Genomic DNA, 20,297 nt, shown 5'->3' on the forward strand with positions numbered 1-20,297 from the left:
CGGGCCCGCCATCTTGGCGGGCCCGAGTCGTTTCGGCGGGAAGCTTAGTAGCGGAAGCTGATGCCGCCCATCACCACCCAGGGATCGATATTGACGGTGCCGATATCGGCGCCATTCAGGGTGGCATCGGCATCGATATCCAGGTACCAGGCCGCGGCGTTGAGCGCCCAGTGCTCGTCGATCAGCAGGTCCACCCCCAACTGGCCGGCGGCGCCCCAGGAGTCATCCAGGTCCAGGTCGCCCAGGGCGCTGGATTCATCGGAGAAGTGGGTGTAGTTGATGCCGGCGCCCACATAGGGCTGGATCCGTGCCTCGGTGCCACCCAGCGGGTAGTACTGCAGGGTCAGGGTGGGTGGCAGGTGCTTGGTGGAGGCCAGGTTGGTGCCGTTGAGGTTGATGTCATGCTCGAAGGGCAACGCCGCCAGCAGCTCTACCCCCAGCTTGTCGTGGAAACGGTACCCCAGGGTAAAGGCGAAGCCGTTCTCGTCCTGCACGTCGGCGGCGACGGTGCCGCCTGCCAGGCTGCCGTTATCGCTCTCGGGTGCCACCTTGGCGATGCCCAGGCGGGTGTAGAGATCCCCGGCACCATAGGCCAGGGCCTGGGTGCTGGTCATCAGGGTGGCGGCGGCCAGGCCGCCGGCGAGCAGGGAAACCACTGAGGACTTGCGCATTACTGAACTCCTGTATCGGGAAAAGCCTATGACGCTAGGCTACCCGCCCGGGCGACGGCGAATCTTGACCCAAGACAAGGCCGTCACCCGCGGTTATTGATCCAGCGCAAGTTCCTGAAAGTTCAGGTTTCCAGGAGGCGTTGACGGCGGCTGGCGGCGAGCCCCAGCAAGGTGCCGGCCAGCGCCGGCAGTAGCCAGCCGAAGCTGGTCTCGCCGAGCGGCAGGTGTTGCTGCAGGGCGCCGGCGGTATCCGCCACACCGGCCAGCTCGGTGGCCACCAGGCCATCCAGCAGGCTGGCAACGAGGGTCAGGCTCAGGGCCCAGCGAAAGACTCGCGGTGCGTCGCCTAGCCAGGGGCGAATCAGCGACAGCAGGATCAGCACGATGGCCGGCGGGTAAAGCGTCACCAGCACCGGGATGGAGACACGGATCAGCGTCTCCAGGCCCTGGTTGGCCACCAGGATGGCGAAGCCGCCCATGGCGATGACCAACAGCCGATAGGGAAGCCGCGGCCATAGCCCATGAAAATACTCGCCGCAGGCGGTCAGCAGACCCACGGCGGTGGTCAGGCAGGCCAGGGTGATGACCGCCGCCAGCAGCACCGGGCCCCAGGGGCCGAACAGCGCCGCCACATAGGTGGGAATCAGCTCGCCGCTGCCGGCCTGGGCGGCGAGTTCGTGGCTGGTGGCCCCCATGTAGGTCAGCGGCAGGTAGACGGCGGCCAGACAGGTCGCGGCGATGATGCCCGCCCACAGGGTGTAGCGGGCGACCAGGCGCGGCTCGTGGATGCCGCGATCGCGGATGGCGGTAACAATCAGGATGCCGAAGACCAGGGAGGCGAGGGTATCCATGGTCAGGTAGCCGTTGCGAAAGCCTTCGGCAAAGGGCGCGGCCCGCCAGCCGGCCTGCGTCTCGCCCAGGGGCCCCTGGGGGGCGACCAGGGTCGCCAGGGCGATCAACCCCAGCAGCAGGATCAGCAGTGGCGTGATCCATTTGCCGATGATGTCCATCAGCCGCCCCGGCATCAGCGCCAGTAGCGTGGCCAGGCCGAAGAACAGCAGCGAGTGCAGGGCCAGGCCGGTGCCATCAGAGAGCGAGACGAAGGGGCGCATGCCCATCTCGAAGGCCACGGTGCCGGTGCGCGGCAGGGCGAAGAGGGGGCCGATGGCCAGGTAGATGCCCAGGCCGAAGGCGAGGGCGGCCAGGCGGGGGAGCGGGGCGGTCAGGGTCTCGAGGCCGCCGCCGACCCTGGCCACGGCGAGGATGCCGAGCAGCGGCAGGCCCACGGCGGTGGCCAGAAAGCCCAGGGCCGCGGGCCAGAAGGCGGCGCCGGCGCCGACGCCTACCTGAGGCGGAAAGACGATATTGCCGGCCCCGAGGAAGAGCGCAAAGGTCATAAAACCTAGCGCCAGCAGCTCGAGGCCGGTGAGGCGTGTTTTCACGGGAGAGGTACCTACTGCGTGGGGAACATTCGATGTTCGGGTGACTTGGCGGTCGATATTATCTCGCAATAGGTAATTGCTAGCAAAAAAATGCAGGATGTTATTCGGCATAAACCAAGACGCCGGCCCGGGGCCGGCGTCAATGCCAGAGGGGGGCTCGCGCCGCCCTAGAAGCGCAGCGTTACCCCGCCGCCGATGGTCAGCGGGTCGAGCTTGGCTTCGCCCAGCTCCTCCCCCAGGTAGGAAACATCGCTCCCCACGTCGGCATAGTTCAGCGAACCATTGAGCAGCAGGTTGTCGGTGATGGCCAGGTCGACGCCGATCTGGCCGACGGCGCCATAGGAGTCGTCCAGGTCGACGCCGGCCGGCTCGCCGGAGAAGCTGGTGTAGTTGAGCCCGGCCCCCACATAGGGCTGGACCCGGGAATCGAGGCCCCCCAGAGGGTAGTAGTTGACCATCAGGTTGACCGGCAGGCGCTGGAAGCTGCCCGCCACATCCACGGGGGCGCCGATATGGGCGTCATGCTTGATGCGCTCGCTGCCGGCGAGTTCGACGCCGAACTTGTCGTGGAAGAGGTAGCCCAGGCCATAGGTGAAGCCTCGTCCATCACGGATGTCCAGCTCGGTCCGGAAATTGCCCGGGTCGACCAGGTCGATATCGGAGTGGGAGTCGGTCTTGGCGAAACCGCCGCGGACGAAGAAGTCGCCGGCCTCATAGGCGAGGGCGGTCTGGGCGGCGAGGGTCAGGGTGGCGGCGGTGAGCGCGCTGGCGAGCCACTTGGCGTTGCGCATGGGTTCCTCCTTGGAAGGTCGGCCAGTCTGGCCTCGAGCATTGGGGTGTCCCAAGGGTAAAGGGGGATCGCCGACGCTTCGAGACGAGGAAGTCGATGCTGGGAGTAAGAAAAAACCTACGCCGCATCCGGCGGCGTAGGTTGTTGGTAGGGGGGTCGTCGGTCGACGGGGGGATCGATCAGAAGCGCAACGTGACGCCGCCGCCGATGGTCAGCGGGTCGACCTTGGCTTCGCCCAGGTTCTGGCCATCGCTGGTGCTGATTCGGGTATCCACGTCGGCGTAATTGACGGCGCCGTTGAGCATCAGGTTATCGGTGATGGCTAGGTCGATGCCCACTTGTCCCACGGCACCATAGGAGCGGCGGGCGTCGAGTCCTGCCGGCTCGCCGGAGAAGCGCGTGTAGTTGAGGCCGGCCCCCACGTAGGGCTGGACCCGGGAGTCGAGGCTGCCCATGGGGTAGTAGTTGACCATCAGGTTGACCGGCATGCGCTCGATGCTACCGATGTCACTCCCGCCCAGGGCCAGGTCGTGTTCGAACTTCTCGCTGCCGCTCAGCTCGACGCCCAGGTTGCCATAAAACATGTAGCCGAGGGCGTAGGTGAAACCGCGTTCATCGGCGATATCCAGTCGCTGATCGGCCACGTCACCGTTATTGGATCGGGGTTCGCTCTGGGCGACGCCGCCGCGAACGTAGAAGTCGCCGGCCTCGAAGGCCAGGGCCGCCTGACCGAGCAGCAGGCTGGAGCCCAGCAGGGCCGAGGAGGCGAGTCGGGGAAGCAGGGTCATGGCAGTCTCCAATGGCGGGTGTCTTGGCGTTTCGATATCGATGAGGGGCTCATCGTTGGTTTTACAAGACTAGTATAGAGAACGCTGTTTTTCTTCGCTCGTAGAAAATGCCTATCGGCGTGATTGGCCGGATTGTCGGGCTATATCGCAGTTATTGGCTAATGTAGGTTGGCCAAAAGGCTAGCCGTCGAACAGTATTTGTATAGGTTTTTGTGGCCGGGAAAGGTGGGATTACAACGGCAACAGGCCGCCCGAGGGCGGCCTGTTGCGTCGATGGATCACCCCCGCTTGATGGCATCGAACTCGTCGGTGATCTCCTTGGAGGGCTCGGCGGTGGCCAGGCTCGCTACCACGATGGCGATATAGGCGAAGATGACGCCCGGGACGATCTCGTAGAGATCGAAGATACCACCGGAGAGCTCGGCCCAGAGGACCACGGTCACGCCGCCGACGACGATACCCGCCAGGGCGCCCCACTGGTTCATGCGCCGCCAGAACAGCGACATGATCAGGGCCGGGCCGAAGGCGGCGCCGAAGCCGGCCCAGGCGTAAGCGACCAGATCGAGGACGGTGGAGTCGGGGTTCAGGGCCAGCAGGTAGGCGAGCACGGCGATGGCGACCACGGCGAAGCGCCCCACCCAGACCAGCTCGCTCTGGGAGGCGTCCTTGCGGAACAGCGCCTTGTAGAAGTCATCGGTCAGCGCCGAAGAGGAGACCAGCAGCTGGGAGTCGGCGGTGGACATGATCGCCGCCAGGATGGCCGCCAGCAGGATACCGGCCATCACCGGATGGAAGATCAGGTTGACCATGACCATGAAGACGGTCTCGCCATCGCCCAGCTCCCGGGAGACGAAGCCCACCCCCAGCAGGCCCACGGCCATGGAGCTGATCAGGGCGATCGCGGTCCAGCTCACGGCGATGGTGCGAGCGGCGGGGATGTCGTCCTCGCTGCGGATAGCGGCGAAGCGCGCGAGGATATGCGGCTGGCCGAAGTAGCCCAGGCCCCAGGCCAGCGAGCTGACGATACCGATCACCGACAGGGTCTCACCGGTGGAGGCGTCGCGGAACCAGGCCAGCATGTACTCGCTCTGCTCGGCCAGGGCCGCGCCGGCGCCGCTGGTGCCGCCCAGGTCGGCGAAGGCGATGATCGGCACGATGGCCAGCGCCGCCGCCATCATCAGGCCCTGGATCAGGTCGGTCCAGGAGACCGCCAGGAAGCCGCCGATAAAGGTGTAGGCGATGATCGTCAGGGTGCCCACGGTGACGGCGATGCGGTAGTCGAGGCCGAACACGGTCTCGAACAGGCGCCCGCCGGCCACCAGGCCGGAGCTGGTGTAGAAGAGGAAGAACACCAGGATAAAGATCGCCGAGATCACCCGCAGCAGCTGGCTCCTGTCACGGAAGCGGTTGGCGAAGAAATCCGGCAGGGTCAGGGAGTCGCTGGCCCGGAAGGAGTAGATGCGCAGCGGCTTGGCCACGATCAGCCAGTTGAGCCAGGTGCCGATCAGCAGGCCGATGGCGATCCAGCTGGCCGAGATGCCGCTGACATAGGCCGCCCCCGGCAGCCCCAGTAGCAACCAGCCCGACATGTCCGAGGCCCCGGCGGAGATCGCCGAGGTCCAGGGGCCCAGGGAGCGGCCCCCGAGGATGTAGTCGGAGAGGTTGCTGGTACGCCGGTAGGCGACGATGCCGATCCCCAGCATCGCCAGCAGGTAGACGGCGAAGGTAAAGCCGATGGTGAGATTGCTCTGAACCATGTCGAGATCCTTCTATGGGTTATTGTTGGTCGTGATCACTCGTCCCCCAGCGCCAGCAGGGAGGCATTGCCGCCGAGGGCGGCGGTATTGATGGTCACCGTCTTCTCGGTGGCGAAGCGCAGCAGGTAGTGCGGGCCGCCGGCCTTGGGGCCGGTGCCGGAGAGTCCCTGGCCGCCGAAGGGTTGAACCCCGACCACGGCGCCGATGATATTACGGTTTACATAGACGTTGCCTACACGGATTTTCTGCGCAATTGCCTCGGCAAAGGATTCGTTACGGCTATGCACGCCGAAGGTCAGCCCATAGCCGCGGCCATTGATCGACTCGATCACCCGGTCCAGCTCGCTGGCCTGGTAGCGCACGATATGCAGGATAGGGCCGAACTGCTCGCGTTCCAGGGCCTCGATGCCGTCGATCTGGAAGGCCGCCGGGGCCACGAAGGTGCCGTGGGCGGTGTGGGCGGGATCGAGGTGGGTCTCGGCCAGCAGCCGGCCCTCGCCCTTGAGCCTGTCGATATGCGCCAGCAGTCCCCGACGGGCCTCCTCGTCGATCACCGGGCCCACGTCGGTGCCCAGGTCGCGGGGATCGCCCACGCGCAGCTCGGCCATGGCGCCTTCGAGGATCTCGATGACCCGATCGGCCACGTCGTCCTGGAGGTAGAGCACGCGCAGCGCCGAGCAGCGCTGGCCGGCGCTCTGGAAGGCGGACTGAATGACGTCGGCCACCACCTGCTCGGGCAGCGCCGTGGAGTCGACGATCATGGCGTTCATGCCGCCGGTCTCGGCGACCAGGGTCGGCAGCGGGGCGCCTTCCCGGGCCGCCAGGGAGCGGTTGATGATCTGGGCGGTGTCGGTGCCGCCGGTGAAGACCACCCCGGTGATGCGCGGGTCACCGCTGAGCACGCTACCCACGGTGGGGCCGTCGCCGGGCAAGAGCTGTACCACGTCGCGGGGCATGCCGGCCTCATGCAGCAGCTCGATGACCCGGTGGGCGACGATGGAGGTCTGCTCGGCGGGCTTGGCCAGCACGGTGTTGCCGGCCACGGCGGCGGCCACCACCTGGCCGCAGAAGATCGCTACCGGGAAGTTCCAGGGGCTGATGGCGGCGAAGACGCCCTTGCCACCTAGCATCAGCTCGTTGGACTCGCCGGTGGGCCCGGGCAGGGCCGTGGGCGCGGCGAACAGCTCCTCGGCACGCATGGCGTAGTAGCGGCAGAAGTCCACCGCCTCCTTGATCTCGTCGACGCCGTCGGTGAGCAGCTTGCCCCCCTCCCGGGAGCACAGCGTCATCAGCTCCGCCATGTGCTCCTCCATCAGGTCGCCCAGGCGGCGAATGATGGCGGCGCGCTCGGCCACCGGGGTGGCCTCCCAGCGGGGGAAGGCGGCCCAGGCGGCATCCACGGCCTGGGCGGCCTGCTCCTTGGTGGTCCATTGCACGCTGCCGACCCGCTGGTTACGGTCGTAGGGGCTGGTCACCTCATGGGTCTGGGCGGCGTCGTCGGCCACCGCCACGGCCAGCAGCGGCTTGGCCCGATAGGCCTTGTCCATGAAGCCCGCCATCTTGTCCATGAGCGGCTGGTAGTGGCTGCGAATATTCAAGTTCACTCCCCGCGAGTTCTTGCGTTGTGGTCCATAGATATCCCGCGGCAACGGGATGCGATGATTGGCGTAGCGCTCGTGCTGGTTCAGGGTCTCCACCGGGTGGACGCAGAGCGACTCCACCGGCACCTTGGGATCCACCAGCTGATGCACGAATGATGAGTTGGCGCCGTTCTCGAGCAGGCGGCGCACCAGGTAGGGGAGCAGGTCCTTGTGGGCGCCCACCGGGGCATAGATGCGGCAGTAGGTGCCCTGGGGCGCGCGCCTCAGGGCGGCGTCATAGAGGGCCTCGCCCATGCCGTGCAGGCGCTGGAACTCCAGCTGGCGCCCGGCGGCGTTGGCCAGTTCGAGGATGGCGCTGATGGTATGGGCGTTATGGGTGGCGAACTGCGGGAAGATGCGCCCGCGGGTGTTGTCCGACAGCAGGTAGTTGGCGCATACCAGGTAGGCCACGTCGGTGCTGGCCTTGCGGGTGAAGACCGGGTAGCCATCGACGCCGAGCTGCTGGGACTCCTTGATCTCGCTGTCCCAGTAGGCGCCCTTGACCAGGCGCACCGGAATCTCGTCGCCCTGTCGATCGGCCAGCCGGGTCAGGTACTGCAGGGTGGGCAGGGCGCGTTTGGAGTAGGCCTGGACCACCAGGCCGAAGTGCCCCCAGCCCTTGGCGGCATCGCTCTCGTAGATGGCGCGGAACACCTCGAGGGACAGCTCCAGGCGATCCACCTCCTCGGCATCGATGGTAATCGCCACCTCGCGTGCCCGGGCCAGGGCGACCAGCTCGCGGACCGTGGCGGTCAGCTCCTCGAGGACCTGGCCGCGGCGGCCGAATTCGTAACGCGGGTGCAGCGCCGAGAGCTTGATGGAGACCGAGGGGGCCGGTGTCTTGGCGGGCAGCGCCTTGCTGGTCTTGCCCACCCGCTCGATGGCTTGGGCATAGTCGTCGAAGTAACGCTTGGCATCCTGGCGGGTGCGGGCGGCCTCGCCGAGCATGTCGTAGGAGTAGGTGTAGCCTTTGTCGAACAGCGGCTTGGAGCGCTTCAGTGCCTCGTCGATATCGCGGCCGAGGACGAACTGCTTGCCCATCACCTTCATCGCCTCGCGCATGGCGCGGCGGATCACCGGCTCGCCCATGCGATTGACCAGCTTGTTGATGAAACCGCTGGGCTTGCCGTCCTTGGGCTTATCCATGGTGACGACCCGGCCGGTCATCAGCAGGCCCCAGGTGGAGGCATTGACCAGCCAGGAGTCGCTCTGGCCCACATAGGACTGCCAGTCCGCCGGACCCAGCTTGTCTTCGATCAGGGCGTCGGCGGTCTCCTTGTCGGGGATGCGCAGCATGGCCTCGGCCAGGCACATCAGCATCAGCCCCTCGTGGGTATCCAGGCTGTACTGCTGCAGCAGCTCGTCGATGGTGTCCACGGCGGTATCCATCTCGCGTACTTCCCGCACCAGTTCGGCGGTCTTGGCGGCGATGCGCTGGAAGTCGGCCTCATCGGCGGAGAGGAAGGTCACCAGCTCGCCCACGAAACTGTCCTCATCGACGATGTAGTGATCGCTGATGCGCTGGAAGAGGGTATCGAGGTCCTGTTGCCAGGTGGATGCGTCGAGCAGGGTCTTGGCTGTGAGCATGTCACTCTCCCGGAAGCCTTTTTTGGATAGCCTGAATGTAGGGTGGGAGAGTCGTGAGCGTCTTGCCAATTTCTCGGCAGGATTTGTCAAAAAGCCGGGCTCTGTTGCTAATGGCGGCGAAAATTACGACTTTGGTCGAGTATTGACGAGTTGTTGCGACGCCGTACGGCGCAGTTGTCCCGGGGGGTGGCCATAGCGGCGACGGAAGGCGTGGGAGAGGGCGCTCTGGTTGGCGAAGCCGGTCAGGGCGGCGACCTCGGAGAGTGGCAGACGGCTCGAGGTCAGTAGTCGATGCGCCGCCTCCAGGCGGCGGCGCAGCAGGTACTGGTAGGGCGTCAGGCCGGTCTGGCGGCGGAAGCGCTCGCTGAAGTGGGCCTCGCTCAGGCAGGCCTCTTGGGCCAGGTCGGCCACCGTCAGGCGACTGGCCAGGTGGCGGTCGATAAAGCGCTCCAGGGCGGCCAGGTCCAGGGGGCGACCGGGCTGGGGGCGCTCCTCGGGGAGCAGGCGGGCATGCAGACAACCCAATAGCGTGGCGGTGAGCAGGTCGTCCTGGAGCCGTGGCACCGGGGCCCGGGCCTGCTCCAGCTCCAGGGTCACGAAGGCCAGGTAGCGGCGCAGAGGCTCGTCCAGGGCGAAGAAGCGCGGGGCGTCGAAGAGTCGAGCCAGCTCATGGTAGTGGCCGGTCAGGGGCGCGGCATTCCGGGGCAGGTCGAGAATCAGTTGGCGGTTGTCGCCGATGCCTTCGTAGTAGTGCACATGGCTCGCCGGAACGATGCAGCCGGAGAGAGGCGCGATGGAACCACCCAGGCCTTCGATCTCGAACTCCGCATGCCCGGTCAGCCCGATCACGATCTGATGGAAGTCGTGATCATGGTGGCGGGTGGTGTTGTCGAGGGGAATCAAGCGAATGGCACTGGGCATGGTGCGACCTCGAGCCTTGGCGAACGGCGCAGGCGACTAGTGTAACAGTCTTTGGGCGCTCGGGACGTTACCGGGATCTTGCCACCGGGACCTTAGTGGGAGCGTCGCCGTGCCCGGTGGCGGGCCAACTGGTCGCGCAGCTCGGCCAGCTCGTCACAGCCCTCTTGGCTGAACAGCTTGCCACCCCGGGCCGCCTGCCAGGGGCGGCCATGCTCGTCCATCAGGCGCTGGGCCCGGCGGCGAATGCCTTCGAGGATATCATCGTGGCGGATCGGGTAATTGACGACGGTCTGCCACTCGGTCTCCTGCACCGTGCCCTCCAGAGCGCGATCGAAGAGCGCCAACAGGTCCTCGGCCTCGGTGCGATAGCGCGGGGTCCGGGAGAGCATGAGAATCGCCACCATGCCACCGAGGATCAGCAGGCAGACGGTAAAGATCAGCAGGAATAGGGCCATGAAGCCGCTCCAGGAACTCGTGTCGCTGGGAGCGCGGGGCCGGAAGAAGCGGGCAAGAAAAATTGACACGAGGAGAGAGTTGGAGCGGGTGAAGGGAATCGAACCCTCGTCTTAAGCTTGGGAAGCTTCTGCTCTACCATTGAGCTACACCCGCAAAGCGGAATGATAGTAAAACCAAATGCTTAGGCTTTGCAAGCGGCGATGGGCATTTCTCGTGATTCTGTTGCTAAGTGGCTGATCTATCGAGTCGCTGGTGGTCGGAACCGCCAACGCCGCCACCTTCGGCGGCGTTGGCCGGGAACTCGCGTCAGGCCGGCAGGTGGGCGGCTCGGTGCGCCTGGGGGCCGAGCAAGGGGAAGCGCTGGGAGAGGCTGACCTGGCCCTGGCGGGCGACGCTGACCTGGACGCCGCGACCGCAGCAGCGGCACTGCACATAGGTGTCGAGGCGCAGGCGCCGGGTGCTGAAGTCGCCACCGATGCGCGACAGGCTGGGTGCCGTTTCCTGGGCGCCACAGGCGCAGTCGATGACCCAGTGGTGAGTATCGCTCCGATAGACGTGAATCGCTGACATGACGAGCCTCCTGCTAGACGCGGTACTCCATGTACCCTTGTCATCAAGGGTGGCAGATCGAGAGGGGCCGCGATGTCAGCCATTGCCGACAGGGGCTGTCATATCCCGGTGAAAGTCGCCGTGGAACAAGGGGTTGCCGGAGCGTCGTGGCGAGTGTTGAAAGCCCGGACAGAAAATTTCCCTGAGGGCGGAGAATTTTCGCCGCCCCGTGGTCACACTGCAGGTGAGCACAATGAATTCAGTCGATGGCAGTCGCACTGAGTTTCCATTGAGGCTTGCGTTTCGATCCCGCTTGCCGCCCGTGCCTTGGCCCGGGCGGCTTTTCTTTGCTCGAGCGGCGCTGGTCCGCAGGCCGCTGGGCGACAAATGCACTCACCCCGGCGGGAGCCGGGGTGAGGAGAGGGCAGGGAGAGGAGTCTTCAGCGTTTGCGCATTCGCAGGATGGCGTGAATCACGTCGCGTCGGGTGACGATACCCACCAGGCGCTCCTGCTCCACCACCGGGTAGACCTTGGGCTTGGTGCCCAGCATCTCCTGGGCCAGATCGGTGATGCTCTTGTTGGGCGTCACCGAGAGCACCTCGTGGCGCATCAGTTCCTTGACCAGGGGCGGTTCATGATTGAGGTAGGTGCTCTCCAGTAGCTTGCCCAGCACGTCCTGTTCGGAAATGAAGCCAATCAGGTGATCGCGGTCGTCGACGACCGGCGCCCCAGGCAGGCGGTGGAGTGCCAGTCCCTCGACAAGGTTGGACACCGAGGCGTTACCGCGGACCCGGTAGCAGTCGCGGGACATGATCTCACGAACGGTGGTAGGCGCCTTGTTGGGCATGGCGAGTCTCCTTTGCTGCGATCGCGCCGGCCCCGACCGCGGGCCGACCTGAGCGAGCGATACCAATGGTCAGTCTCCGGGGCGCACTCCATACAGCGCTCGACGAGGAAGAGGGCGCAGCCGTGCTCGGCATAGTCCCGCAGCTGGCCGCGATTGGCTCCCATGGCCGGGGGCGTTCCTGCCTCTCGATGGAGGCTACGGTCGGGCAGTCGCCGCGGCGTCGCTCGAGTTCAGCATAGCCGAGGCCGGCGTGGGCCATCTGGGCTCGCTAAACAGTATGGCTAACGGTGCGCGGTGCGTAGTTCCGGAGGGTGGTGTCGCCCCGGCGTTCTTGCATCTGCGTGTCTTCTTCCGAGAGCGAGGACGGCACTGGAACCTCATCGCGCGAGACCCTTCCAATCTAGAGAGCCTTCGGCGTGGGTGCCATGGCTGAGTCATGGCAGTATCCGCGGCGCATGATGCTAGATAAAGTTGACTGGTTTGAACGTTTCGATGGTCATGAGCAATTAGAAGGGGGAGGCGAGTCACCATGGATGCACGCGAATACCTGGCCAGGAAGGGCGTGGCGATCGGCAAGGACGAGGACAAACCCAATACCCTGGAGGAGCTGGCCTGGTCCCGGGCTCGCCAGTCGGGGCAACGCCCGCCCCGGGCCGGAACGCCCCACGACTGGGAGGATTGGGCGCGTTATCACGATGAGCTGGCCGGCGAGGCCAAGCGGCTCGGCCAGAAGATCGACCCCGAGGCGCACCTGCATTACGAGGCCGAGGGCCATGCCGAGGCGCCGCGGATGGCGCCCCGGCGGCCCAAGAAGTAGGTTGCCCCGCGTCGCGTCTCCGGCGGCATCCATTGGCGGGGCCGGGCCCCGTCAGGAGGCGGCTTCTCCGAGCCTGGTGCCTGGGGTCAGGCGCTCGGCCAGATAACGTTCCAGCCGCTGGCGCTCGGCCTCGCTCAGGCGCAGCCCCAGCTTGGTACGGCGCCAGAGGATGTCGTCGGCGCCGCGCGCCCATTCCCGCTCCACCAGATAATCCACCTCGCGGCGGCTAAGCCCCGCGCCGAAGTCCTCGCCGAGGTCGCTCTCGGCTTGGCAGTCGTGCAGGAACTCCAGGCACAGGCTGCCGTAACTGGCGGCGAACCGTCGCGCCCGGGTCTCACCCAGGAAGGGGTAGTCCGCCAGCAGGCGCGCCACGAAGGCCGCCTGGCTACCGATATCCCCGCCGGGCAGAGGGGCCTCGGCGGTCCAAGTCTGCCCCATCGCGGGTAGGTGGGGCGCCAGTTGGGCCAGGGCGCTCTCGGCCAGCTTGCGGTAGGTGGTGATCTTGCCGCCGAACACCGACAGCAGGGGCGCCCCCTGGAGATTCAGGTCGAGGGTGTAGTCGCGGGTCATGGCGGAAGGGTCGGTGGACTCGTCGTCGCACAGCGGGCGTACCCCCGAATAGGAGGAGACCACGTCGTCGCGGCTCAGTTGAGTACGGAAGTGCTCGTTGACCACGGCGAGGATATAGCCGGTCTCCTCGTCGCTGATCGCCACCTCGGCCGGATCGCCCCGGTAGCGGCGGTCGGTGGTGCCGATCAGGCTGAAGTCCTGCTGATAGGGCAGGACGAAGACGATGCGGCCGTCCTGGTTCTGCAGGATATAGGCCCGCTCGTCGTCGTGGATCCGCGGCACGATCAGGTGGCTGCCCTGGATCATGCGGATACCGTAGCGGGAGCGCCGCTGGGTTCTTTCGCGAATGAATTCCTCCACCCAGGGACCCGCCGCATTGACCAGCGCCCTGGCGCGACGGATCTGACGGCGCCCGCTGTCGACCTCTTCCAGCTCAATCTCCCAGATGCCATCCACCTGGCGGGCCGCGACGCAGCGAGTACCGACCAGGATCTCCGCGCCTTGCTGCCTGGCCTGAAGGGCATTGAGGACCACCAGGCGGGCATCGTCGACCCAGCAGTCGGAGTACTCGAAGCCCTGGGTGATCTCGGGCTTGAGGGGGCCCTGGCCGGTGAAGCTCAGGCGTCGGGAACCGGGCAGGCTGTCGCGCTTGCCCAGGTGGTCGTAGAGGAAGAGGCCGGTGCGAATCATCCAGGCCGGACGCAGATGAGGGCGATGGGGCAGGATGAAGCGCAGCGGCCAGATGATATGCGGCGCCTTCCTGAGCAGCACTTCGCGTTCCTTGAGGGCCTCGCGTACCAGGCGAAACTCGCGATGCTCCAGATAACGCAGGCCGCCGTGAATCAGTTTGCTGCTGGCCGAGGAGGTGGCGCTGGCCAGGTCACGCTGTTCGCACAGGGCGACCCGGAGGCCGCGACCGGCGGCGTCATTGGCGATGCCGGTGCCGTTGATGCCGCCACCGATAACGAAGAGATCGAGAAGGGGAGTCTGCGAGGCCATGGTGTGCTTCCGTTGTCGTTATGAATCCGCAAAAAGCGTTGATGTTTGAAAACGAAAATAGAAGAAGGCGGGGCGAACATCAAGCGTTAGCCGAAGGTCGTTTCTGCGCCGGTCGCGGGCAGAGGGGCAAGGGGTTGTGATTATTTCTTTGATTTTTAATGATAAATTTCAAGATCTGTCAGCGAGGGGCAGATCGCCAGGCGGGCGGGTTAGACGAATGTCGTATCTCTTGAGGGTGCGTTTTTGTTGTGTCCCGACGCCTGGGTGGCTAGATTTGTGGTCGTAAAAAAACATTATTGGCAAGATAATGTTCGATTTAGTTCGCTGTCGATGCTTGATAGACCTCTGTTGAGGTGCCTCTCTCCACTTGGGCGCCCCGGGATGGCTGGGGAGAAGTGGGTCGGCCGCGGCACGACATAACAACCAAAACGATAATGGAGAGCGTGATGACTCCCTTTCTGGGTGAGCTAATCGGAACGATGATCCTGATCATCTTCGGCGGCGGGGTGGTCGCCGGGGTGGTCCTCAAGGGCTCCAAGGCGGAGGCCAGTGGTTGGATCGTGATTACCTTCGGCTGGGGGCTAGGGGTCGCCATGGCCATCTATACGGTAGGCCAGTTCAGCGGGGCCCATATCAACCCGGTAGTGACCGTCAGCCTGGCCGCCATCGGTGAATTTCCCTGGCGCCTGGTGCCCCTCTATGTCATCGCCCAACTGATTGGCGCCTTCGTGGGCGCCCTGGTGGTCTGGCTGCACTACTTCCCCCACTGGGAAGCCACCGAGGATGCCGATGCCAAGCTGGCGGTGTTCTGTACCGCGCCGGCCATTGCTCATACCCCGGCCAACCTGATCAGCGAGATCATCGGCAGCTTCGTGCTGGTACTGGGGGTGCTGGCCATTGGTGCCAATACCTTCAGCGAGGGCCTCAATCCGCTGATCATCGGCCTGCTGATCGTGGCCATCGGTCTCTCCCTGGGCGGGACCACCGGCTACGCCATCAATCCGGCCCGCGACCTGGGACCGCGCCTGGCCCATTGCCTGTTACCCATCGCCGGCAAGGGCGGCAGCCACTGGAAATATGCCTGGGTCCCCGTGGTGGGGCCGCTGTTGGGTGGTATCGCCGGTGCCCTGTTCTATCGGCACGTGTTTATCGAGCATAGCGGCCTGGCGGTGGCAATGGCCCTGGGGATCGTCGCCATCAGCCTGGCCACCGGGGTCCTGGGGGCCCTGAAGCGCACTTCCGTATCGGATGCCTGAGCCTCGCTCGGACAGGCCCGCCCGTATGTCTCACAATGACAACAACCTTTGAGTCAGGAGTCTGAACGTCATGCACAAACCCTATATTCTCGCCTTCGATCAGGGCACCACCAGCTGTCGCGCGATTCTCTTCGACCGCGATGCCCGCATCGTCGGCATCGCCCAGAAGGAGTTCACTCAGCACTATCCCACGCCGGGTTGGGTCGAGCACGACGCCATGGAGATCTGGGGCAGCCAGATGGGGGTCGCCCGGGAGGTGCTCGAGACCAACGGCATCAAGCCCTCCGAGGTGGCCGCCATCGGTATCACCAACCAGCGCGAGACCACCGTGGTCTGGGATCGTCACACCGGCCGGCCGATCTACAACGCCATCGTCTGGCAGGATCGCCGCACCGCGGAATTCTGCGACGAGCTCAAGGCCCAGGGACTGGAGGCCTATATCCGCGACACCACCGGCCTGGTAGTCGATGCCTACTTCTCTGGCACCAAGGTGCGCTGGATCCTCGACAACGTGGCGGGGGCCCGGGAGCGGGCGGAGCGGGGCGACCTGCTGTTCGGCACCATGGACAGTTGGCTGGTGTGGAACCTGACCCGCGGCGAGCGCCACGTGACCGACGTCAGCAATGCCTCGCGCACCCTGCTCTACAACATCCGCGAGCTGGAATGGGATGGGCGCATGCTGGATGTGCTGGGCATTCCCTCCAGCATGCTGCCCGAGGTGCGCTCCTCCAGCGAGGTCTATGGCACCACCGGTGCCGAGATGTTCGGCGGTGCGCGGATTCCCATCGCCGGTATCGCCGGTGATCAGCAGGCGGCCCTGTTCGGCCAGGCCTGTTTCGAGCAGGGCATGGTCAAGAACACCTATGGCACCGGCTGCTTCCTGCTGATGAATACCGGCGAGACCCCGGTGCCGTCGAAGTCCGGGCTGCTGACCACCATCGCCTGGGGCATCGGCGGCCGGGTCGAGTACGCCCTGGAGGGGTCGATCTTTATCGCCGGGGCCGCGGTGCAGTGGCTGCGCGACGAGCTCAAGCTGATCGACTCCGCCGAGGACTCCGAGTACTACGCCGGCAAGGTGGACGATGCCGGGGGCGTCTATGTGGTGCCGGCCTTCGCCGGCCTGGGGGCCCCCTACTGGGACATGTACGCCCGGGGCGCCATGTTCGGCCTGACCCGGGGTACCCGCAAGGAGCATATTACCCGCGCTACCCTGGATGCCTTGGCCTACCAGACCAAGGACGTGATCGATGCCATGCAGGCCGATTCCGGGATCACCCTCAAGTCGCTGCGGGTGGACGGGGGCGCCGTGGCCAACAACATCATGATGCAGTTCCAGGCCGATATGCTGGGCGTGGACGTGGAGCGCCCGCGCATCACCGAGACCACCGCCCTGGGAGCCGCCTACCTGGCGGGCATCGCCGTGGGGGTCTGGACCCAGCAGGAAGTGGCCGCCAAGGGGGGGCTGGATCATAGCTTCCCCCCGCAGATGGCCCCCGAGCTGCGCGATCGCAAGTATCGCGGCTGGAAGAAGGCGGTGAAGCGCACCATGGACTGGGCGCGCGAGGATGCCGAAGAGGCCGCCGCCGACTGAGTGGTCGCGACACGACAGTCTCTCTCGTAGACCCTTGCCCCGACGCGTTCGGGGCTTTTTTCCCTTCTTCCCCGTCGATAAGGAGTTTGTCGTGCCAGGGCGAGCGTCCTGCTCGATACTATTCGAAATCTTGTGTTGGAAATCGAACATTCGGCATGGTGCGGCACTTGTCGGTGCGTAGGGTCACCTCCGTGGCTCTTTTTCGGCGCGACAATTACTTAGTTGATTGAAATTATTTGATTTATTTGGCTGATTGACGGCTGATCCCGGCGATTCTAGATGGCCGTATAGTGGCCGATCGATTCCTTCGACTAAGGTCTAGTGTATTTATTCGCGCATTCTATTGCCGCTGATCCACTACTGGACTAGCCTGATTGTCGCAAACGAACATTTATTTTTCGTTTGTATGATCCGAGGGGGCAGGCAGGCGTTACTCCCTCGCCCGACACGAGTCCGCCCTGGTCGGGGTCGGGCTCCACCACGCCGAAGAGACCATCGACCCGACCCTGATTTCGCGACGCAGATCGACGACAACGACAACAACTCTCGAGCGAGCACATCATGTCTCTGAAACTCGACAGTATTGACCATGTGGTCAATGGCAATGCCCATATCGAGGGCATTGACCTGGAGCTGGCCCCTGGCTCCTTCAATGTCCTGCTGGGACGAACCCTGGCCGGCAAGACGACCCTGATGCGCTTGATGGCCGGCCTCGACCGCCCCACCCGCGGACGCATCCTGATGAACGGCGAGGACGTCACCGGCGTATCGGTACGCCGGCGCAACGTCTCCATGGTCTATCAGCAGTTCATCAATTACCCCACCCTGACGGTCTTCGACAATATTGCCTCGCCGCTGCGCCTGGCGCGGGTGGCCAAGGCCGAGATCACCCGCCGGGTCCATGAGGTGGCAGAAATGCTGCATATCGACCACCTGCTGAGCCGCTACCCTCAGGAGCTCTCCGGGGGCCAGCAGCAGCGCACTGCCATGGGGCGGGCCCTGGTCAAGGAGGCGGATCTGATCCTCTTCGACGAGCCCCTGGTCAACCTGGATTACAAGCTTCGCGAGGAGTTTCGTCAGGAGCTGCGGGAGCTGTTCAAGGCGCGCAACTGCATCGCCGTCTATGCCACCACCGAGCCCAACGAGGCCCTGGCCTTGGGCGGCAAGACGGCGGTGCTCCACGAGGGGCGCCTGCTGCAATATGGGCGCACCGAGGACGTCTACCACCGGCCACGGGACCTGCTCACTGCCGAGATGTTCTCCGAGCCCCCCATCAATGTGGTGCCGGGGCTGGTCTCCGGCCGCGAGGTCACCTTCGACCGCAGCATGCATTTTCCCCTCAACGAGGACCTGGGCTCCCTCGCTCCCGGGCAGTACCACTTCGGGGTGCGACCCTCGCATATCGGCCTGACGCCCCAGGCCGACGATGACCTGGAGCTCGAGGTGCGGGTCGAGCTGGCCGAGATCAGCGGCTCCGAGACCTTCCTGCACGTGGGCAACGAGCTCTTCTCTCTGGTCCTCCACCTGGCAGGGGTGCACGAGTTCCGGGTCGATCAGCCCCTCAAGGTCTACCTGCCGACCCACCGGGTCTATGCCTTCGACCGGGATGGCGCCGTGGTGCATATCCCGTCGCACCTGGGAGGAAAGTGAGATGGCGCAGATTACCCTCAACGCCCTGGCCCATACCTACAGTCCCGATCCCGCTGGGCCCAAGGACTACGCCATTCGCCAGATGAGCCATGTATGGCAGCAGGGCGGCGCTTATGCCCTGCTAGGGCCCTCCGGCTGCGGCAAGTCGACCCTGCTCAATATCATCTCGGGCCTGCTGGAGCCGTCGGACGGCGAGGTGATCTTCGATGATCGCATCGTCAATGCGCTGCCCCCGGAGGAGCGCAATATCGCTCAGGTTTTCCAGTTTCCGGTGATCTACGACACCATGACGGTATTCGACAACCTGGCCTTCCCGTTGCGCAATATCAAGACGCCGGAGGCACAGATCAAGGGCAAGGTGGAGGAGGTGGCCGATATCCTCGACCTGACCCCGCTGCTGTCGCGCAAGGCCAAGAACCTGACCGCCGACGAGAAGCAGAAGGTCTCCATGGGGCGCGGACTGGTGCGCGATGACGTCTCCGCCATTCTCTTCGACGAGCCACTGACGGTGATCGATCCCCAGCTCAAGTGGAAGCTGCGCCGCAAGCTCAAGGAGATCCATCAGCGCTTCAATATCACCATGATCTACGTCACCCACGATCAGCTGGAGGCGTCCACCTTCGCCGACAAGATCGCGGTGATGTACGAGGGGCAGGTGGTGCAGTTCGGCACGCCCCGGGAGCTCTTCGAGACCCCGGCGCATACCTTCGTAGGCTATTTCATCGGCAGTCCCGGCATGAACTTTCTGGAGGTCACGTTGACGCCCCAGGGGCTCGCCTTCGGGACCCTGCCCATCCCGGTGGCGCCGGCCCTGCTGGAGGCGGCGCGCCACAGTGGTTCGAGCAATATCAAGCTGGGCATTCGTCCCGAATTCATCGAGGTGAGTGAGGCTCCCGGCGACGAGACCCTGGCGGTCGAGGTGGAGGACGTTCAGGACCTGGGAACCTACGCCATCCTCTCCTTTCGGATCGGCAGCGCCGCCTTCAAGGCACGCCTCGACGAGGGTGTCTCGCCGCAGGGCCCGCGGGCCCATGTGCGACTGCCGGCGGAAGCCACGCATCTCTATATCGATGAATACCGGGTGGAGGTGACCCAATGAACAAGGTACAGAGCAACAAGGCTTGGTTCCTGGTCTTGCCCATGCTGCTGCTGGTGGCCTTCTCCGCCATCATCCCCCTGATGACCGTGGTCAACTACTCGGTACAGGACGTCTTCGATCCCAATACCCGTTTCTTTACCGGGACCGAGTGGTTCGTGGCGATGCTCAATGACCCGGCGCTGCAGGGCGCCCTGCTGCGGCAATTCGCCTTCTCCTTCACCATCCTGGCGATCCAGATTCCCCTGGGCATCGGTATCGCCCTGCTGATGCCCAAGCAGGGCTGGCGGGCCTCCCTGGTACTGATCCTGGTGACCCTGCCGCTGCTGATTCCCTGGAACGTGGTGGGCAGCATCTGGCAGATCTTCACCCGCGGCGATATCGGCCTGATGGGCTGGGGGCTGCGCGAACTGGGCTACGGCTACAACATCACCCGCAATCCGTTGGATGCCTGGGCCACCATTATCCTGATGGATGTCTGGCACTGGACGCCGCTGATCGCGCTGCTCTGCTACAGCGGGTTGCGCTCGATTCCCGAGGCCTACTATCAGGCGGCGCGTATCGACCGTGCCTCGCGCTGGGCGGTGTTTCGCTATATCCAGTTGCCCAAGCTGACCAATGTGCTGGTGATCGGCGTGCTGCTGCGTTTCATGCACTCATTCATGATCTATGCCGAGCCCTTCGTGCTGACCGGCGGCGGGCCGGGTAGTTCCACCACCTTCCTCAGCCAGTCCCTGGCGATCATGGCCATCGCCCAATTCGATGTCGGGCCGTCGGCCGCTTTCTCGCTGATCTACTTCCTGATCATCCTGCTGGTCTGCTGGGTGTTCTATACCGCCATCATGAACCTGCAAAAAGACAAGAGCTGA

17 protein-coding genes and 1 tRNA gene are annotated in these 20,297 nt (G+C 64.8%); 6 read left to right on the forward strand and 12 right to left on the reverse strand.

The features are described from left to right. Positions 1-44: 44 nt before the first annotated feature. From HPA02_RS11290 to HPA02_RS11340, 11 genes are all read right to left on the reverse strand, one after another. Positions 45-671, reverse strand: coding sequence for an OmpW/AlkL family protein (locus tag HPA02_RS11290; protein WP_146803303.1), 627 nt, complete (start codon positions 669-671; stop codon positions 45-47). Between the two features lie 122 nt (positions 672-793). After that, positions 794-2,113: a branched-chain amino acid transport system II carrier protein gene (gene brnQ / locus HPA02_RS11295; RefSeq protein WP_222593995.1), complete on the reverse strand. Its 1,320-nt coding sequence runs from the start codon at positions 2,111-2,113 to the stop codon at positions 794-796. 167 nt (positions 2,114-2,280) lie between these two features. Continuing rightward, on the reverse strand, positions 2,281-2,904 hold the full coding sequence (locus tag HPA02_RS11300; RefSeq protein WP_146803305.1) for an OmpW/AlkL family protein: 624 nt from the start codon (positions 2,902-2,904) through the stop codon (positions 2,281-2,283). Positions 2,905-3,082: 178 nt separating this feature from the next. Continuing rightward, positions 3,083-3,691 (reverse strand): OmpW/AlkL family protein, encoded by a 609-nt coding sequence (locus HPA02_RS11305; protein WP_146803306.1) that lies wholly within the window; start codon positions 3,689-3,691, stop codon positions 3,083-3,085. Positions 3,692-3,969: 278 nt separating this feature from the next. Then, positions 3,970-5,448, reverse strand: a complete 1,479-nt coding sequence (gene putP / locus HPA02_RS11310; RefSeq protein ID WP_146803307.1) for a sodium/proline symporter PutP — start codon at positions 5,446-5,448, stop codon at positions 3,970-3,972. Positions 5,449-5,483: 35 nt separating this feature from the next. Then, on the reverse strand, positions 5,484-8,675 hold the full coding sequence (putA, locus tag HPA02_RS11315; RefSeq protein WP_146803308.1) for a bifunctional proline dehydrogenase/L-glutamate gamma-semialdehyde dehydrogenase PutA: 3,192 nt from the start codon (positions 8,673-8,675) through the stop codon (positions 5,484-5,486). 123 nt (positions 8,676-8,798) lie between these two features. Beyond that, positions 8,799-9,596 (reverse strand): AraC family transcriptional regulator, encoded by a 798-nt coding sequence (locus HPA02_RS11320; RefSeq protein WP_146803309.1) that lies wholly within the window; start codon positions 9,594-9,596, stop codon positions 8,799-8,801. Between the two features lie 92 nt (positions 9,597-9,688). Beyond that, positions 9,689-10,051 (reverse strand): hypothetical protein, encoded by a 363-nt coding sequence (locus HPA02_RS11325; RefSeq protein ID WP_146803310.1) that lies wholly within the window; start codon positions 10,049-10,051, stop codon positions 9,689-9,691. 80 nt (positions 10,052-10,131) lie between these two features. Next, positions 10,132-10,205: transfer RNA gene (locus tag HPA02_RS11330), tRNA-Gly, on the reverse strand. A 153-nt stretch (positions 10,206-10,358) separates the two neighbouring features. After that, a complete protein-coding gene (locus HPA02_RS11335; RefSeq protein WP_146803311.1) occupies positions 10,359-10,622 on the reverse strand; it encodes a hypothetical protein in 264 nt (87 codons plus the stop codon). A 419-nt stretch (positions 10,623-11,041) separates the two neighbouring features. Then, positions 11,042-11,449 (reverse strand): CBS domain-containing protein, encoded by a 408-nt coding sequence (locus HPA02_RS11340; protein ID WP_146803312.1) that lies wholly within the window; start codon positions 11,447-11,449, stop codon positions 11,042-11,044. A gap of 529 nt (positions 11,450-11,978) precedes the next feature. Between HPA02_RS11340 and HPA02_RS11345 the strand changes: the two genes are divergently transcribed. Beyond that, entirely contained in the window at positions 11,979-12,266 is a 288-nt protein-coding gene (locus tag HPA02_RS11345) for a hypothetical protein (protein WP_146803313.1), read from the forward strand. 51 nt (positions 12,267-12,317) lie between these two features. Here the strand turns inward: HPA02_RS11345 and glpD are convergent, their stop codons facing one another. Beyond that, a complete protein-coding gene (gene glpD / locus HPA02_RS11350; protein WP_146803314.1) occupies positions 12,318-13,835 on the reverse strand; it encodes a glycerol-3-phosphate dehydrogenase in 1,518 nt (505 codons plus the stop codon). A 446-nt stretch (positions 13,836-14,281) separates the two neighbouring features. Here glpD and HPA02_RS11355 point away from each other — a divergent pair, with 446 nt between their 5' ends. From HPA02_RS11355 to HPA02_RS11375, 5 genes are all read left to right on the forward strand, one after another. After that, positions 14,282-15,091, forward strand: coding sequence for an MIP/aquaporin family protein (locus HPA02_RS11355; RefSeq protein WP_146803315.1), 810 nt, complete (start codon positions 14,282-14,284; stop codon positions 15,089-15,091). A gap of 70 nt (positions 15,092-15,161) precedes the next feature. Then, positions 15,162-16,682 (forward strand): glycerol kinase GlpK, encoded by a 1,521-nt coding sequence (gene glpK, locus HPA02_RS11360; RefSeq protein WP_146803316.1) that lies wholly within the window; start codon positions 15,162-15,164, stop codon positions 16,680-16,682. Positions 16,683-17,243: 561 nt separating this feature from the next. Then, positions 17,244-18,332 carry an ABC transporter ATP-binding protein gene (locus HPA02_RS11365; protein ID WP_146803317.1) on the forward strand — a complete coding sequence of 363 codons (1,089 nt, stop codon included), beginning with the start codon at positions 17,244-17,246 and terminating at the stop codon, positions 18,330-18,332. Between the two features lies 1 nt (position 18,333). Then, positions 18,334-19,431, forward strand: coding sequence for an ABC transporter ATP-binding protein (locus HPA02_RS11370; RefSeq protein WP_146803318.1), 1,098 nt, complete (start codon positions 18,334-18,336; stop codon positions 19,429-19,431). Beyond that, a complete protein-coding gene (locus HPA02_RS11375) occupies positions 19,428-20,297 on the forward strand; it encodes a carbohydrate ABC transporter permease (protein WP_146803319.1) in 870 nt (289 codons plus the stop codon). The genes HPA02_RS11370 and HPA02_RS11375 overlap by 4 nt, the downstream gene beginning before the upstream one ends.

This window comes from Bisbaumannia pacifica, from assembly GCF_007989625.1.
Taxonomy (GTDB): Bacteria; Pseudomonadota; Gammaproteobacteria; order Pseudomonadales; family Halomonadaceae; genus Bisbaumannia; species Bisbaumannia pacifica.

Excerpts from the sequence above, each read along its gene's own strand:
- HPA02_RS11290 (WP_146803303.1), bottom strand. The coding sequence starts at position 671 with ATGCGCAAGTCCTCAGTGGTTTCCCTGCTCGCCGGCGGCCTGGCCGCC.
- glpK (WP_146803316.1), top strand. The coding sequence starts at position 15,162 with ATGCACAAACCCTATATTCTCGCCTTCGATCAGGGCACCACCAGCTGT.
- HPA02_RS11335 (WP_146803311.1), bottom strand. The coding sequence starts at position 10,622 with ATGTCAGCGATTCACGTCTATCGGAGCGATACTCACCACTGGGTCATC.
- HPA02_RS11300 (WP_146803305.1), bottom strand. The coding sequence starts at position 2,904 with ATGCGCAACGCCAAGTGGCTCGCCAGCGCGCTCACCGCCGCCACCCTG.
- HPA02_RS11365 (WP_146803317.1), top strand. The coding sequence starts at position 17,244 with ATGTCTCTGAAACTCGACAGTATTGACCATGTGGTCAATGGCAATGCC.
- putP (WP_146803307.1), bottom strand. The coding sequence starts at position 5,448 with ATGGTTCAGAGCAATCTCACCATCGGCTTTACCTTCGCCGTCTACCTG.
- HPA02_RS11370 (WP_146803318.1), top strand. The coding sequence starts at position 18,334 with ATGGCGCAGATTACCCTCAACGCCCTGGCCCATACCTACAGTCCCGAT.
- HPA02_RS11320 (WP_146803309.1), bottom strand. The coding sequence starts at position 9,596 with ATGCCCAGTGCCATTCGCTTGATTCCCCTCGACAACACCACCCGCCAC.
- HPA02_RS11355 (WP_146803315.1), top strand. The coding sequence starts at position 14,282 with ATGACTCCCTTTCTGGGTGAGCTAATCGGAACGATGATCCTGATCATC.
- HPA02_RS11325 (WP_146803310.1), bottom strand. The coding sequence starts at position 10,051 with ATGGCCCTATTCCTGCTGATCTTTACCGTCTGCCTGCTGATCCTCGGT.
- HPA02_RS11305 (WP_146803306.1), bottom strand. The coding sequence starts at position 3,691 with ATGACCCTGCTTCCCCGACTCGCCTCCTCGGCCCTGCTGGGCTCCAGC.
- glpD (WP_146803314.1), bottom strand. The coding sequence starts at position 13,835 with ATGGCCTCGCAGACTCCCCTTCTCGATCTCTTCGTTATCGGTGGCGGC.
- HPA02_RS11345 (WP_146803313.1), top strand. The coding sequence starts at position 11,979 with ATGGATGCACGCGAATACCTGGCCAGGAAGGGCGTGGCGATCGGCAAG.
- HPA02_RS11340 (WP_146803312.1), bottom strand. The coding sequence starts at position 11,449 with ATGCCCAACAAGGCGCCTACCACCGTTCGTGAGATCATGTCCCGCGAC.
- HPA02_RS11375 (WP_146803319.1), top strand. The coding sequence starts at position 19,428 with ATGAACAAGGTACAGAGCAACAAGGCTTGGTTCCTGGTCTTGCCCATG.
- putA (WP_146803308.1), bottom strand. The coding sequence starts at position 8,675 with ATGCTCACAGCCAAGACCCTGCTCGACGCATCCACCTGGCAACAGGAC.